The sequence below is a fragment of the Acinetobacter sp. UBA3025 genome (genome assembly GCF_002367915.1).
Lineage (GTDB): Bacteria > Pseudomonadota > Gammaproteobacteria > Pseudomonadales > Moraxellaceae > Acinetobacter.
This window is the reverse complement of sequence record NZ_DFDO01000030.1, coordinates 1-13,976: the sequence shown is the minus strand read 5'-3', so window position 1 is coordinate 13,976 and position 13,976 is coordinate 1. Positions and strand designations below refer to the sequence as shown.

The window sequence follows — 13,976 nt, the reverse complement described above, 5'->3', positions numbered from 1 at the left end:
TTCACGTGCTTTTTTCTGTTCTGCTGTTTCAACTTGTTTAACCGCTGCTTTCACAATCGGCTTGTTAGTTGATTTGCGTTTTACCACAACAGCGGCTTTAGGTGTTTCCTGTTTCTCAGTTTCTTGTTTCTGAGCTGCACGCATTGCTTCTAGTGCTTTGCTTGCATTGTTTGTACCTGATTTAGGTGCATCAGCAGGTTTTTTAGCTGGTGCTGACGTCTGTTCAGCTTCTGCTTTCGCTTGCTGTTCAGCTTGGGCCTTCGCTAAAGCTTCTGCTTTAATTTGTTCCGGGTCTGGCTTGACGAATGTATGTTTCTTGCGAACTTCTACATTAATCGTTTTCGCCTTACCTGAAGTACTTGCCACTTTAGCAGTACTGGTCGTTTTACGTTTCAACGTGATTTGTCCTGCATGGCCATCTGAACCTTGTGTCTTTTTCACATGATTCATTAAGCGATCTTGTTGTTCGGTGGTAATAATATCGTCAGCTTTACGCTGTGGTAAACCTGCCTCACGAACCTGCTCTAGGAGCTTATCAACATGGCGACCCACGCTGAGTGCTAACTCTTTAATCGACTTGTCCGTCATATACTACCTCCTAGTTAAACCATGATTCGCGCGCTTTCATAATAAGTTGACCGGCTTTCTCAGCACCGAGACCTTCGATATCTTCAATATCATCAGTCGCTTGGTCAGCTAAGTCATCTACGGTTACCACACCACGAGCTGCGAGAGCTTGCGCGATCTCTGCTGTCATGCCTTCCATTGCAACAAGTTCTTCACTTGGCGCTTGTACGTTTTCTTGCTGTTGTAATGCATCAGCAAGTGCAATTTCTTTCGCACGGCTTTGCAGTAATTCAACCAGTTCCGCATCCAGTTCGATTTCATCAAACGTTTCTGGCGGTACGTAAGCAATTTCTTCAAGCGAGGTGAAGCCCATTTCTACCAACGCCATCGCCAAATCTTCAGCAATATCCAAACGTGTAACAAACATGTCCAGGTATTTTTGTGCTTCGCTTTGCTGACGTGCGTAGTATTCTTCTTCCAGCATCATGTCCAGCTTGTAGCCAGTCAATTCAGATGCCAGACGAACGTTTTGACCTTGTGAACCAATTGCACGAGCTAGCTGATCACTAGTCGCGAAAATGATGTCTGCAGTACGTGCATCTTCATCGATCACAATACTAGATACATCTGCTGGTTCTAATGCGCTTGCGATATATTGCGCAGGATCATCCGACCAAACCACCACATCAATACGCTCGCCATTGAGCTCTTGCTGTACAGCCTGGATACGTGTACCACGCATACCAATACAAGCACCCACCGGGTCAATACGGTGGTCGTTGGTTTTCACTGCAATTTTAGCACGAACACCCGGTTGACGAGCTGCGGCCTTAATTTCAATGATTTCTTCAGAAATTTCAGGAATTTCTTTTTTCATCAATGCAATCAGCATTTCCGGTTTAGCACGTGACAACAATAATTGTGCACCACGGCCTTCACGGTTAACGCTATATAGAATCGCATTTACGCGTTGTTTCGGACGAAGGATTTCCTTCGGAATCATCTCTTCACGTGCCAGATACGCTTCTGCGTTGTCACCCAAGTCAATGATAAAGCCATCTTTGGTTTGTTTTTTCACTTCACCATAGATCAGCTCACCGACTTTAGATTCATAAGCATCAGCAACCAGTGCACGTTCTGCTTCACGGATCTTCTGTACAATCACCTGTTTCGCGATCTGGGCAGCAATACGACCGAAATCGATTGATTCTACTTCCAGTTCACGGATATCGCCAATCGACCATTGTGCCGGATCCACATCAGAGATCGCATCCTGACAAGCAGGCATTTCATGATCTTCATCAGCCACCACTTCCCATTGACGGAAAGTACGATAATCACCAGTTTTACGGTCAATTTCTACACGAAGACGAGCTTCTTCCGAGTGAGTCCCCTCGTAGAATTTCTTCTTAGTCGCTGCAACCAAAGCTTGTTCTAGCGCTTCAAAAATTGCTTCACGACTTACACCTTTTTCGTTACTAACCGTTTCAACGACGGTAAGAATTTCACGTGTCATAAGTCACCTATTCGTTCAGATTCTTATTAATTGAATTAATCTTGATAGACCAAGTTTGCTTTATCGATATTGTGACTGTCGATATCCAAAATCTGTTGCTTTTCTACTTCAACTTGAATCATTTCATTTTCAAGGTCAACTGCAACCAGTTTTGCCTGGAATTTACGACGGTTATCGACGGCACTGATCAAACGCAGCGCAACCGTTTGTCCGGTATAGTGAGCCATCTGCTCCAGCTGGAAGAATGGACGATCCCAACCTGGTGAAGACACTTCAAGCGAATATTCACCTGAGATTGGATCATGTACATCCAGGATCGCGCCGACTTGCTGTGTGACACGTACACAGTCCTGAACCCCAATACCACGACCCTGCTCTTCTTCGCCATCTTCATTGACAACAGGTGCTGCATTTTCATCGACCGGTTTGTCGATATAGATCCGTAATAATGAACGTTTGCCTTGTGGCAGGAATTCAATCCCCCACAGATTTACATCACAGGCTTCAACTGCTGGTGCAATCAAGTCCTGAAGTGCTTGAGTTTTATTTGATAGCTTCATTTACTCTCGTCATCTGGTGCGATTTTATGATCTATTTGACCACTACAAACCAATACAAACTATAGTAGTAGTGAAACATGGAGATTTGACCAAATATTGTCGACACTACACGATAGCCAATAAAAAAGGGCGTAAATCGCCCCAATTAATACACAATTTGAACTTTTTTCAAATCCCACTGTGCAAAAAGGCCCACCATAGTTGTGAGCCTCTTTTAAGAAACTTGGTAGCGGGAGCTGGATTTGAACCAACGACCTTCGGGTTATGAGCCCGACGAGCTACCAGACTGCTCCATCCCGCATCAACGTGCAAAAATTATATACAAAAGATGCGAACTTTTCAATCACAACCACATCATTCTGCATATTTGTTATCTGTTACTGAAAAATTGGTAGCGGGAGCTGGATTTGAACCAACGACCTTCGGGTTATGAGCCCGACGAGCTACCAGACTGCTCCATCCCGCATCAGCATACAAATAACATTCAGCTTAATATTCTATCATTAAGCTGCCTTTAAAGTTTGCATCTTTAAAGGATTGGTAGCGGGGGCTGGATTTGAACCAACGACCTTCGGGTTATGAGCCCGACGAGCTACCAGACTGCTCCACCCCGCAACAACATGCAAATAATCCTTCTCAACTTAAATCAGATTTAAGCTGCCTTTTAAAAGTTTGCGTCTTTAAAAAAGGATTGATTGGTAGCGGGAGCTGGATTTGAACCAACGACCTTCGGGTTATGAGCCCGACGAGCTACCAGACTGCTCCATCCCGCAACAACAGAAGTTTTTTTAGCTGCATACACCAACTTATATTCTGGATTATAAGTTGGTGCGGAAGGGGGGACTTGAACCCCCACGCCCGAAAGCACTACCACCTCAAGGTAGCGTGTCTACCAATTCCACCACCACCGCAGCTGTGACGCATTCTAGTCGCATCACTGAAAAAAAGAAAGGTTTAATTAAAATTATTCGGTCGTTTGTGGTGCAGTTGGTGAAGTTTCAACCGGTTGCGCAGGCGCAGTTGGAGCTGATTGAATTGAAGACAAACTGTACGCATCAGTGGTCTGTTTCTTGGCAAGAATCGCCAAAGTAATACTGGTTACAAAGAACAATGCGGTAAAAACTGCCGTCAAACGGGTCATGAAATTACCCGAACCCGAGGCACCAAAGATCGTTGCCGCACCGCCGCCGCCAAATGACGCCCCTGCATCCGCACCTTTACCATGCTGAACCAAAATCAAGACAATCATCAAAATCGCTAAGATAATATGTACTACCAGCACAAAAGTTTGCATGCTGAACTCCTAATTATTGTGTATTTGCAAATGCTTGAGCAATTTGATGGAACGACTCAGCATTGAGTGATGCACCACCCACCAATGCCCCGTTAATGTCAGGACAGGCTGCTAACTCTACTGCATTTTCCGGTTTTACACTACCACCATATAAAATCGCCATAGTCGCAGCATAACCTGTAATCTGGCTCAAACCTTGACGGATCTGGGCATGCATGGCCTGCGCATCTTCTGGAGAAGCTGTTTTACCGGTACCAATGGCCCAGATTGGCTCATAAGCAATCACGATATTTTTCCACTGCTCGCCTGCAACCACAGTCGCGATATCACAAATCTGTTGCAGGACCACTGCTTCTGCCTGCCCTGCTTCACGCTGTTCCAGACTTTCGCCCACACAGTAAATTACGGTTAAGCCGGCATTTAAGGCATTCTTGATTTTAGCATTTAAGATCTGTGAACTTTCAGCAAAAATTTCACGACGTTCAGAGTGTCCAATCAATACATAGTGAATCTGGCTATCAGCCAATAATTCAGCACTCACTTCCCCGGTATAAGCGCCTGTACCTGAAATACGTGATACATCTTGTGCTACGGTATATACAGGGCGATTAGCAGAAGCGAATGCGGTTTGAATTTGAGTTAAGGCAAGGGTTGTCGGCGCCACACCCAAATGGCATTTCTCTGTTGAAACTGGTGCAGACTCAAGCAAGTCTTTTAAATTCTGAACCAAAGCTTGGGCATCTGCCTGCATTGGATTCATTTTCCAGTTGCCCACCACCCAAGGGGTAATCGTCGAAACCGACATAAATAACCTATTTCACTGACATATCTTGAATTGGGCACATTCTACACGGAATTCTAAAATTTAAAGAATAGTTTTATTCATCCTATTTCTCAGTTTAGACTATTCAAAATGGTTATTTTTTGTTATCACTGAAAAAAATGCCCGGTTCTTCCGACCAGTTCAAGCTTTTACTGAATATCAGGAAGATTGCAGCATTCTCAGCTATGGTATTTTTGCATAACAAACGTATAATTTTAGAATAGCAAATTAAAAAAATTGAATTGATAGGCATTTGAAGCATGACAGCATTGCAGGGGTCACCAAGATTTACGGGGTTTATTCGTCGCCTGGTCGATGAAGGGGTATTATCGGCTGAAGATATGCGTACTGCTTTAGCCAATGCCAAACAAGAAAAAACAGATATTGTGGCCTATTTGGTCAGTCATCATAATCTTTCCCCTACCACCATTGCCGAAACGATCTCAGTAGAATTTGGTGAGCCTCTATTTGATATTGGCGCTTATGATCCAGGACAAATCCTGCGTGAAGATATCGATGAAAAGCTGATCACCAAGCATCGTATTCTGCCAATTTATAAAAACGCCAATGTTCTTTATGTTGCCACGAGCAATCCAACCAATATTGAAGCAACGGATGCCATCCGCTTTGCAACCAAACTGAATATCGAAACTGTTATTGTTGAACACAATAAACTTGAAAAACTGATTGAGCAAAACTTTACTGAAGAAAGTACTTTTGATTTTGATGATGATTTCGATCTGGATGTCGATGTCGACACAACCGATCCGACGAAAGAAGAAGATGAAAAAGACAAGGGTGAAGAAGCCCCGATTGTTAAATATATTAATAAATTACTGATTGATGCCATTCGTATGGGGGCATCAGATTTACATTTTGAACCTTATGAAAAAATGTATCGGGTACGCTATCGTGTCGATGGCGTTTTACGCCAGATTGCAACACCGCCGCTACAACTAGCAAACCGTTTAGCGTCACGTTTAAAAGTTATGTCGCAGATGGACATTTCTGAGAAACGTGTTCCTCAAGACGGTCGTATTAAATTAAAGCTCTCAAAAAACAAAGCTATCGACTTCCGTGTTAACTCACTCCCTACCCTGTTTGGCGAAAAACTGGTTCTACGTATTCTAGATCCGTCTAGCGCCATGCTGGGAATTGATGCTTTAGGTTATGAACCTGAGCAGAAAGAGTTATTCATGGAAGCCCTAGATAAACCGCAAGGGATGTTACTGATTACGGGTCCTACTGGTTCTGGTAAAACGGTATCGCTTTATACGGGCTTAAACATTTTAAATCGTGAAGATACCAATATTTCTACTGCGGAAGATCCAGTCGAGATTAACCTGCAAGGGATTAATCAGGTTAACGTGAATAATAAAGTTGGCCTGACTTTCGCAGCGGCATTAAAATCCTTCTTGCGTCAGGATCCTGATATTGTCATGGTCGGTGAGATCCGTGATCTGGAAACAGCTGAAATTGCAATCAAGGCAGCACAAACAGGTCATATGGTGATGTCAACCCTGCACACCAACAGTGCTCCGGAAACTCTGACCCGTTTACGTAATATGGGCGTCCCTTCTTTCAATATCGCGACCTCGGTCAATCTAGTGATTGCGCAGCGTCTGGCCCGTCGCTTGTGTTCACAATGTAAAAAGCCGGCTGATATTCCTCAGCAAAGTTTGCTGGAAATGGGCTTTACCGAATCAGATTTACAAAGCCCTGAATTTCAGATTTATGAGCCAGTCGGCTGTAATGAATGCCGTGAAGGGTATAAGGGCCGGGTCGGTATTTACGAAGTCATGAAAGTCACACCTGAAATTTCAAGAATTATTATGGAAGATGGCAATGCCATTGAAATTGCTGAAGCTTCTGCGCGTGCAGGATTTAACAATTTACGCCGATCAGGGTTAGTGAAGGTTATGCAGGGGGTGACTTCTTTACAGGAAGTCAATCGTGTAACCAGCGAATGATCGTGCTGAATATAAAATAAGGATAAAGCTATGGCAGCAGTAAAAAAAGGCCAGATGACACCGATCTTCAGTTATGAAGGGGTTGACCGCAAAGGCGCCAAGATCAAGGGGGAATTGCCGGCACGAAATATGGCCTTAGCAAAAGTGAACTTGCGCAAACAAGGCATTACGATCAAAACCATTCGAGAAAAGAAAAAAAATATTCTCGAAGGTTTGATGAAGAAAAAAGTTTCTACACTGGATATCACTATCTTCACCCGTCAGCTCGCCACTATGATGAAAGCTGGGGTACCGTTAGTTCAGGGCTTTGAAATTGTTGCGGAAGGTTTGGAAAATCCTTCTATGCGCGAGGTTGTGCTTGGAATTAAAGGTGAAGTCGAAGGCGGGAATACTTTCGCTGGTGCTCTACGTAAGTACCCACAATATTTCGATAATCTATTCTGCTCTTTGGTCGAATCTGGCGAACAATCGGGTGCTCTGGAAACCATGCTGGATCGTGTCGCAATTTATAAAGAAAAAAGTGAGCTGTTAAAGCAAAAAATTAAAAAGGCCATGAAATATCCAGCTACAGTTATTGTAGTAGCTGTGATCGTCACAATTATCCTGATGGTGAAAGTAGTTCCTGTATTCCAGGACTTATTCTCTTCATTCGGTGCAGACTTACCTGCATTTACTAAAATGGTAGTCAATATGTCCGAATGGATGCAAAAATATTGGTTCCTTTTGATTATTGGAATTGGCGTAGTGATTACTGCTTTCCTTGAAGCGAAAAAGCGTAGCAAAAAATTCCGTGATCTACTGGATAAGGCCGCGCTCAAAGCACCCATCTTTGGTGATCTGGTCTATAAAGCGATCATTGCCCGTTATAGCCGCACTCTCGCCACCACTTTTGCTGCCGGTGTCCCATTAATTGATGCGCTTGAATCGACTGCTGGTGCAACCAATAACGTGGTCTATGAGGAGGCGGTATTAAAAATCAAGGAAGATGTTGCGACAGGTCAACAGCTTCAATTTGCCATGCGTGTCACCGATAAATTCCCTTCTATGGCCGTACAAATGGTTGCAATTGGTGAAGAATCAGGTGCATTGGATGCCATGCTGGATAAAGTCGCAACCCATTATGAAAATGAAGTCGACAATGCGGTTGATGGTTTAACTTCCATGATGGAGCCCTTGATTATGGCAATTCTTGGTGTCCTTGTTGGTGGCCTTGTTATCGCAATGTACCTTCCAATTTTCCAAATGGGTTCCGTGGTTTAATGCAAGATTTTATTTTATATTTCAGTCAAAACCCAACTGCGCTTTATCTCGCAGTTGGGCTTTTTAGTCTCTGTATTGGTAGCTTTTTAAACGTTGTCATTTACCGTACCCCTAAAATGATGGAACAGGAATGGCGTACAGATTGCCAGCTGTTCTTGCATCCAGATCAGCCCATTATTGATGAGAGCAAAATTACTTTAAGCAAACCGGCTTCAACCTGCCCGAAATGTCAGACTCCTATTCGCTGGCATCAGAATATTCCGGTGATTAGCTGGATCTTATTACGTGGTAAATGTGGTAACTGTCAGAATCCTATCAGTATCCGCTATCTATTTGTTGAGCTTTTGACAGCTGCTTGTGCACTGATAGTGGTGGCAGTATTCGGGCCTACTATACAGATGCTGTTTGGTCTGGTTTTTACCTATGTCCTAATTACCCTCACCTTTATTGATTTCGACACCCAATTATTACCTGATCGCTATACCCTGCCGCTGACTGCACTCGGCCTGGGTATTAATAGTTATGCGATTTATACTACCCCTGCTTCTGCCATCTGGGGCTATATCGTTGGCTTCTTATGCTTGTGGGTGGTGTACTATCTGTTTAAGCTGATGACCGGCAAGGAAGGTATGGGCTATGGAGATTTCAAACTGTTAGCGGCCTTAGGTGCCTGGATGGGGCCTATGCTCCTACCACTCATTGTATTATTGTCATCATTGGTGGGCGCAATTATTGGGATTATCCTGCTTAAAGTCCGTAAAGAAAACCAGCCCTTTGCCTTTGGCCCTTATATTGCCATTGCCGGCTGGATTGCCTTTTTATGGGGTGAGCAGATCATGAAAATCTATTTAGGTCAGTAAAGTGAAATTTGTACTCGGTTTAACTGGTGGAATTGGCAGTGGCAAGTCTGCTGCCAGCCAATGGTTTGAAGCTCAAGGGATTGCTGTCGTAGATGCGGATATTGTCGCCCGTGAAGTCGTTAATATCGGTCAACCAGCCCTACAGCAGATTCAGCAAGCATTTGGTGATTGGGTTTTACTTGAGGATGGCTCATTGAATCGCCGTGCTTTACGTGAATATATTTTCCAGTCTCCAGAAGCACGAAAAACGCTGGAAAATATCACCCACCCTGCTATTCGCACTTCAATTATTCAACAGTTGCATGCAGCACAAAGTCCTTATGCGATTTTAGTTTCTCCTTTATTGTTTGAAACCAATCAGCATGAACTGACACAACATACGTTATTAATTGATGCTGCTATTGAACTGCAAATTCAACGAGCTTCGCAGCGCGATGGACAAAATGTAGAGCAAATTCAGAAGATCATTGCCGCACAAATGCCGCGTGAACAAAAACGCGCTATGGCTGATGATATTGTACTGAATGATGGTGAGCTGGAACATCTTTATGCCCATCTCACGCCTTTACATGAAAAGTATCTTCAGATGACTGCTCAAAATCATTAACCCGAACTCAGTCAGAGTTAAAATAAAAAGCAGCCCTGTTAGGACTGCTTTTTTTGTTGTTCCAGTTTTTGGCTGAGACTGTCTTGATGCATCAGCCAGCGCCAAGGCTGTATGGCACCGATTGCCATACCCACTAAGCCAGAGACAATCGCGAGACTTAGAGGTTCATCTAGAAGCGGTACGGCAAGTATGGCAGCAATAAATGGTGCGAGAGTCACAATACTGCCCGCTTTAAAAGCACCTAAACGTTTAATTGCTTCCACATAAGTTAGTGTCGCTACAATCACCACAAAAATACCGTGAAAGAGCACTTGAGAAGCCATTTGCCAGGGTTCAGCAGCATCCAGATGTTTGGGGAAGAATATTAGATAAATTGGCACATAAACGATGGCTGACCAGATCGCCACACTGGCCATAGAATGCCAGGCAGAGAGTTTCCATTGACGTAGCAGTACAGTAAACACCCCCCACCACATCGCACTGATGAAAAACAGCAGATCGCCTAGTCCCAAGGCCACACCGGACTCCCGGAACATTAGCCAGCTCATACTGCCAATCGCAAGTAGCATAATCGCCATACTGATCCAGGTATGTCGGTCAAATCCCTGTTTAAATAATACAAAAGCAGCCACTGCGGTACAAAGTGGAATACAACCATTCAGAAATACGGCGGCATGAGCTGCAGGTGCATAATGGAAAGCCGTATAGGCAGTCAGGCAATACCCCACCCCGCCAATCATGGCTAAGAGAAAGGATTCCTTACTCCACAAAAAGGCTGTGTCCTTTTTATAAATCAGGACTGGCATCAGAATCAGAAAAGCCAATAGAAAACGTAATCCAACCAGATCCCAGGCACTAATCCCCCACTGGGCACTTAAGCGCGTGCTTAAGGTAAAACCTCCCCAAATACACATGGTAATTAAGACAAAGGCATAACCTTGCGTTCGGGGAGACATAGACTTCTTCTTTAACAGTATTTAGGTAAATAATAAAAAGGACTTAGGCTTGACGCTGACGACAGGCTTCATAAAGAGCCATCCCTGTTGCCACACTCACATTCAGACTTTGCAGATTGCCTGCCATCGGAATATAAACCGTCTGATCACATTGGCTTTGGGTAATTGGTCGTAAACCGGTATCTTCCGCACCCATCACCACGCATACACCTGTACCAGTAAAATCAAATTTCTGGATAGGTAAAGCTTTCTCATCCAGCATGGTACCAACCACACGTACATTAAATTCATCTTTGATTTGCCCCAAAGTACGCGCCAGATTGGTCACCTGAATAAACTTCACTTTTTCTGCACCACCCGCTGCTACTTTACGTGCAGTCGGTGTCAGGCTTGCTGAACGGTCACGCGGCACAATCACAGCCGCTACACCCATCGCTGCGGCAGTACGAATACAAGCACCCAGGTTATGCGGATCAGTTACCTGATCGAGCGCTAATAGAAGTACTTGAGAATCTTGCTTCAATAGATCTTCCAGATCCTTTTCATTTAAGGTTGGATACGGACGAACTGCCGCCACAACGCCTTGGTGAAAAGGCAAACCAGCCAGTTTTTCTAACTTGTCACGACTAGCCTGCTGGACACTAATGCCGAAAGGTTCAGCCAACTCCAGCACACGTTTCAGGCGCTGATCATCACGGCCTTTCAGGGTAAAAAGAGTCAAGACACGTTCAGGCTCAAGCTCCAGCAGTGATTCTACTGAATGGACGCCATAATAATACTCAGGTTTAGCCATGAACGACCTCGAAAATAAATTAGGAAATAGGCAGCAAAAGAAAAATCCTGCAAAGCCAACTTCACAGGATTCTGTATCAAGCTTAGTTTAACCGATTCAGAACAAAATTTCTTGATCGGTTACAGCTCATCTGTAGGTCTGTTTAGCCTTCAAAATGGCAAACATAGTCCAGCACGTCATCAGTTTCGATTTTGAAACGGCTATTGCCTGGCACATAGAACGACTGACCAGCACGGAACAGTTCTTTCTCTTCGCTGTCAGCGATTTGCACACGGCATTCACCTGAGATGATTTCCATACGCTCAGGGACATGTGTTTCAAAAGTTAATGCATTTTCTGAAGGTAAAATTACCCCTAATGTTTTTTTAGTGCCATCTTCAAACTGCACCACATGGCTGATGCATAACCCGCCAAAATACACATTCGATTTTTTAAGTACTGATACATGATCAAACTGAGCTGACATGCCATTTCTCCAGATAAAGCATTTTGTAATATTTTGATTGCTGTAGTTTAAATGTGCACCCGCAACTAATCAATCGAAGTTTATCGGACTTGAATGAAATTATTGGGTACCCCTGCTTGCCTTGATTCCAGGCTGTTTAAGTGATTTCGGCAGATCTTGGAAAATGCCGTGATTTTTCCCGCCATTTATAAGCAAAATATATTCCGACCTGATTTAATTTAACTTTCAAGCATGTCAGAAAAATGAAAATATCTTTTCTAACTTCAGTGGCCTGATCTTGGTTCCTGTGACACAACATTCAAATAAGCGTGTATTAATCCCTGAAATTTAAGATAGAATGAAATCGATTTATCCTGATTTATAATAACAGCCGCGTTGCTAGACTGAAGCAACTGACATGCTATTTCATTCAAACTTTTCGCAGCCCGGATGCGTTTATGCTGACACATTTAACTCTGATCAATTTTGCTTTGGCCGAGCATCTTGCTATTGATATTGATAAAGGTTTTAACGTTCTTACTGGTGAAACCGGTGCAGGTAAATCCCTGTTACTGGATGCCCTGTCTGCCTGTCTGGGTGAGCGAACCGATACCAATTATGTGCGTTATGGCACCGAAAAAGCCGATGTAACAGCAACCTTTAGCTATCAGGAAGACAGCCCTGAAGCGAGCTGGTTAAAAGAGCATGAACTCGATGATGAGTCAGGGGAAATTCATTTACGCCGGGTGATCTTTGCCACTGGCCGTAGCAAGGCCTGGATCAATGGCCGCCCAAGCAGCCTATCTGAACTGAAAGAAATTGGCCGACTCTTGGTCCAGCTTTATAGCCAGCATAGTCAGCAGCAACTGTTAGAACCGCCTTATCCCAAACACTGGCTGGATCGTTATAGCAATTTTTATGCACCGGCTCAGGAAGTACGTGACGCTTACAGTACCTGGCATAAAAATATTCGCCAGCATCAGGCAGCGCTGGATGCACAAACAACCCGTAAGCAACGTATGGAAACTCTGGAGCTACAACTCGAAGAACTGGAAGAAGTCGTCCAGACGGATTATCAGGAAATTGAGCAGGAATTTGACCGCCTTTCACATCATGAAGCGATTATGCAGGATTGTGTCTATAGCCTGAATGGTCTGGACGAAGGTGAACAAAATATTTCGCAGGAACTGGCTTCAATTTTACGCCGTATGGAATCGCATGCCGGTCGTAGCGAGCAGCTTTCCCAGATTTACACTTCTTTGCTGAATGCCCAAAGCGAACTCGAAGATGCAACAGCGACCTTACGCCAGTTTATGGATCGGCAAAGCTTTGATCCGGAACGTATGGAAGAACTGAATTCTAAATTGGAAGTATTTCACCGTTTAGCACGCAAATACCGCACCCAGCCAGAATTGCTGAAAGAAGAATATGAGGCCTGGCAGGCTGAGCTTGAGCAGCTGCATCAGCTGGAAGATCCGGAAACTCTGGCTGAACAAGTGGAAATTTCTTATCAGGAGTTTCTGAGCAAAGCTCAACATCTGGATCAGATTCGCCGTGATGCAGCCGAACCGCTGGCGAAAAAACTGACTGAACAGGTGAAACAGCTTGCCCTGCCTGAAGCACATTTTGAATTTAAATTTGAGCCTTTGGAACATCCATCAAGTGAAGGTTTGAGTTTTATTCAGCTTCTGTTTACTGCCAATAAGGGCATTCCAGCGCAACCTCTGGCACGCGTGGCTTCAGGCGGTGAATTATCCCGTATCGCCCTGGTAATGCAGGTCATGAATGCAGAAAAAACCGAAGCTGAAGTACTGGTCTTTGATGAAATCGATGTCGGGATCAGTGGCGGTACTGCGGAAATCGTCGGTCGCTTATTGGCTGATCTGGCACAGCATGTACAAATTCTATGTATCACCCATCAAGCGCAGGTGGCTGCACAGTCCGATCAGCATTTACTAGTGAAAAAGCGCCAAACTGATCCAGCCAGCAGTACCATTATTAATCTGGAAGAAAGTGAAATTGTACAGGAACTTGCACGTATGACGGGTGGCGTGGAAATTAATGAAACCACCTTGCAGCATGCACGTCAGTTAAGACAGTTAAAGTTTCAGCAAGCATAAATTATGCTTAATAAAAAATCCCTGCTAGTGCAGGGATTTTTTATGAACAGCTTTTAGTTTAAAACAACTTATAAAAAATTAATAAAAAATAAAGCACTCCGCTTTAAATATAAAATTTAGTATTTTCTTCTATTTAATTATTTAGTTTGATTATTAAACAATTAAAAATATATAAACTTATTCCTTCTTAAATTTATTTTATATT

At 43.7% G+C, this 13,976-nt stretch carries 13 protein-coding genes and 5 tRNA genes; 5 read left to right on the top strand and 13 right to left on the bottom strand.

Annotation, left to right across the window (positions count from 1 at the left end; all coding sequences use genetic code 11):
- From B4J23_RS01350 to tpiA, 10 genes are all read right to left on the bottom strand, one after another.
- On the bottom strand, positions 1–588 hold a 588-nt coding region (locus B4J23_RS01350), incomplete at its 3' end, for an IF-2-associated domain-containing protein (RefSeq protein WP_291358498.1).
- A gap of 10 nt (positions 589–598) precedes the next feature.
- Complete coding sequence (gene nusA / locus B4J23_RS01345) at positions 599–2,083, bottom strand: transcription termination factor NusA (protein ID WP_291358496.1); 1,485 nt, start codon at positions 2,081–2,083, stop codon at positions 599–601.
- A gap of 35 nt (positions 2,084–2,118) precedes the next feature.
- Positions 2,119–2,643, bottom strand: coding sequence for a ribosome maturation factor RimP (gene rimP / locus B4J23_RS01340; RefSeq protein WP_166136388.1), 525 nt, complete (start codon positions 2,641–2,643; stop codon positions 2,119–2,121).
- A gap of 224 nt (positions 2,644–2,867) precedes the next feature.
- A tRNA-Met gene (locus tag B4J23_RS01335) sits at positions 2,868–2,944 on the bottom strand.
- A gap of 88 nt (positions 2,945–3,032) precedes the next feature.
- A tRNA-Met gene (locus B4J23_RS01330) sits at positions 3,033–3,109 on the bottom strand.
- Positions 3,110–3,181: 72 nt separating this feature from the next.
- Positions 3,182–3,258 (bottom strand) — tRNA-Met (locus B4J23_RS01325).
- Between the two features lie 81 nt (positions 3,259–3,339).
- Positions 3,340–3,416, bottom strand: a tRNA-Met gene (locus tag B4J23_RS01320).
- A gap of 53 nt (positions 3,417–3,469) precedes the next feature.
- Positions 3,470–3,554 (bottom strand) — tRNA-Leu (locus B4J23_RS01315).
- Positions 3,555–3,607: 53 nt separating this feature from the next.
- The gene (gene secG / locus B4J23_RS01310; RefSeq protein ID WP_004787204.1) at positions 3,608–3,937 is read right to left on the bottom strand and encodes a preprotein translocase subunit SecG; all 330 of its coding nucleotides are present in this window, start codon (positions 3,935–3,937) and stop codon (positions 3,608–3,610) included.
- 13 nt (positions 3,938–3,950) lie between these two features.
- On the bottom strand, positions 3,951–4,742 hold the full coding sequence (tpiA, locus tag B4J23_RS01305; RefSeq protein ID WP_291358491.1) for a triose-phosphate isomerase: 792 nt from the start codon (positions 4,740–4,742) through the stop codon (positions 3,951–3,953).
- 278 nt (positions 4,743–5,020) lie between these two features.
- Between tpiA and pilB the strand changes: the two genes are divergently transcribed.
- Genes pilB through coaE form a run of 4 tightly spaced genes read left to right on the top strand, consistent with a single transcriptional unit; the run spans position 5,021 to position 9,457 of the window.
- A complete protein-coding gene (gene pilB, locus B4J23_RS01300; protein ID WP_291358489.1) occupies positions 5,021–6,730 on the top strand; it encodes a type IV-A pilus assembly ATPase PilB in 1,710 nt (569 codons plus the stop codon).
- A gap of 30 nt (positions 6,731–6,760) precedes the next feature.
- On the top strand, positions 6,761–7,990 hold the full coding sequence (locus tag B4J23_RS01295) for a type II secretion system F family protein (RefSeq protein ID WP_004787210.1): 1,230 nt from the start codon (positions 6,761–6,763) through the stop codon (positions 7,988–7,990).
- Complete coding sequence (locus B4J23_RS01290; RefSeq protein WP_291358487.1) at positions 7,990–8,850, top strand: prepilin peptidase; 861 nt, start codon at positions 7,990–7,992, stop codon at positions 8,848–8,850. The genes B4J23_RS01295 and B4J23_RS01290 overlap by 1 nt, the downstream gene beginning before the upstream one ends.
- 1 nt (position 8,851) lies before the next feature.
- A complete protein-coding gene (gene coaE, locus B4J23_RS01285; RefSeq protein WP_291358485.1) occupies positions 8,852–9,457 on the top strand; it encodes a dephospho-CoA kinase in 606 nt (201 codons plus the stop codon).
- A gap of 38 nt (positions 9,458–9,495) precedes the next feature.
- Here coaE and B4J23_RS01280 read toward each other — a convergent pair whose 3' ends face one another.
- The 3 genes from B4J23_RS01280 to B4J23_RS01270 form a co-directional block, all read right to left on the bottom strand.
- Entirely contained in the window at positions 9,496–10,413 is a 918-nt protein-coding gene (locus B4J23_RS01280) for a DMT family transporter (protein WP_180002781.1), read from the bottom strand.
- Between the two features lie 43 nt (positions 10,414–10,456).
- On the bottom strand, positions 10,457–11,206 hold the full coding sequence (gene rlmB / locus B4J23_RS01275) for a 23S rRNA (guanosine(2251)-2'-O)-methyltransferase RlmB (protein ID WP_291358481.1): 750 nt from the start codon (positions 11,204–11,206) through the stop codon (positions 10,457–10,459).
- 142 nt (positions 11,207–11,348) lie between these two features.
- Positions 11,349–11,672, bottom strand: coding sequence for a pyrimidine/purine nucleoside phosphorylase (locus tag B4J23_RS01270; protein ID WP_004787221.1), 324 nt, complete (start codon positions 11,670–11,672; stop codon positions 11,349–11,351).
- Between the two features lie 437 nt (positions 11,673–12,109).
- Here B4J23_RS01270 and recN point away from each other — a divergent pair, with 437 nt between their 5' ends.
- On the top strand, positions 12,110–13,771 hold the full coding sequence (recN, locus tag B4J23_RS01265) for a DNA repair protein RecN (protein WP_284879473.1): 1,662 nt from the start codon (positions 12,110–12,112) through the stop codon (positions 13,769–13,771).
- The last annotated feature ends 205 nt before the right edge of the window (positions 13,772–13,976 follow it).

What these genes read in the sequence shown, in the direction of transcription:
- rimP (WP_166136388.1), bottom strand. Translation starts at nt 2,643, where the DNA reads ATGAAGCTATCAAATAAAACTCAAGCACTTCAGGACTTGATTGCACCA.
- B4J23_RS01280 (WP_180002781.1), bottom strand. Translation starts at nt 10,413, where the DNA reads ATGTCTCCCCGAACGCAAGGTTATGCCTTTGTCTTAATTACCATGTGT.
- B4J23_RS01295 (WP_004787210.1), top strand. Translation starts at nt 6,761, where the DNA reads ATGGCAGCAGTAAAAAAAGGCCAGATGACACCGATCTTCAGTTATGAA.
- nusA (WP_291358496.1), bottom strand. Translation starts at nt 2,083, where the DNA reads ATGACACGTGAAATTCTTACCGTCGTTGAAACGGTTAGTAACGAAAAA.
- recN (WP_284879473.1), top strand. Translation starts at nt 12,110, where the DNA reads ATGCTGACACATTTAACTCTGATCAATTTTGCTTTGGCCGAGCATCTT.
- pilB (WP_291358489.1), top strand. Translation starts at nt 5,021, where the DNA reads ATGACAGCATTGCAGGGGTCACCAAGATTTACGGGGTTTATTCGTCGC.
- rlmB (WP_291358481.1), bottom strand. Translation starts at nt 11,206, where the DNA reads ATGGCTAAACCTGAGTATTATTATGGCGTCCATTCAGTAGAATCACTG.
- B4J23_RS01270 (WP_004787221.1), bottom strand. Translation starts at nt 11,672, where the DNA reads ATGTCAGCTCAGTTTGATCATGTATCAGTACTTAAAAAATCGAATGTG.
- secG (WP_004787204.1), bottom strand. Translation starts at nt 3,937, where the DNA reads ATGCAAACTTTTGTGCTGGTAGTACATATTATCTTAGCGATTTTGATG.
- B4J23_RS01290 (WP_291358487.1), top strand. Translation starts at nt 7,990, where the DNA reads ATGCAAGATTTTATTTTATATTTCAGTCAAAACCCAACTGCGCTTTAT.
- tpiA (WP_291358491.1), bottom strand. Translation starts at nt 4,742, where the DNA reads ATGTCGGTTTCGACGATTACCCCTTGGGTGGTGGGCAACTGGAAAATG.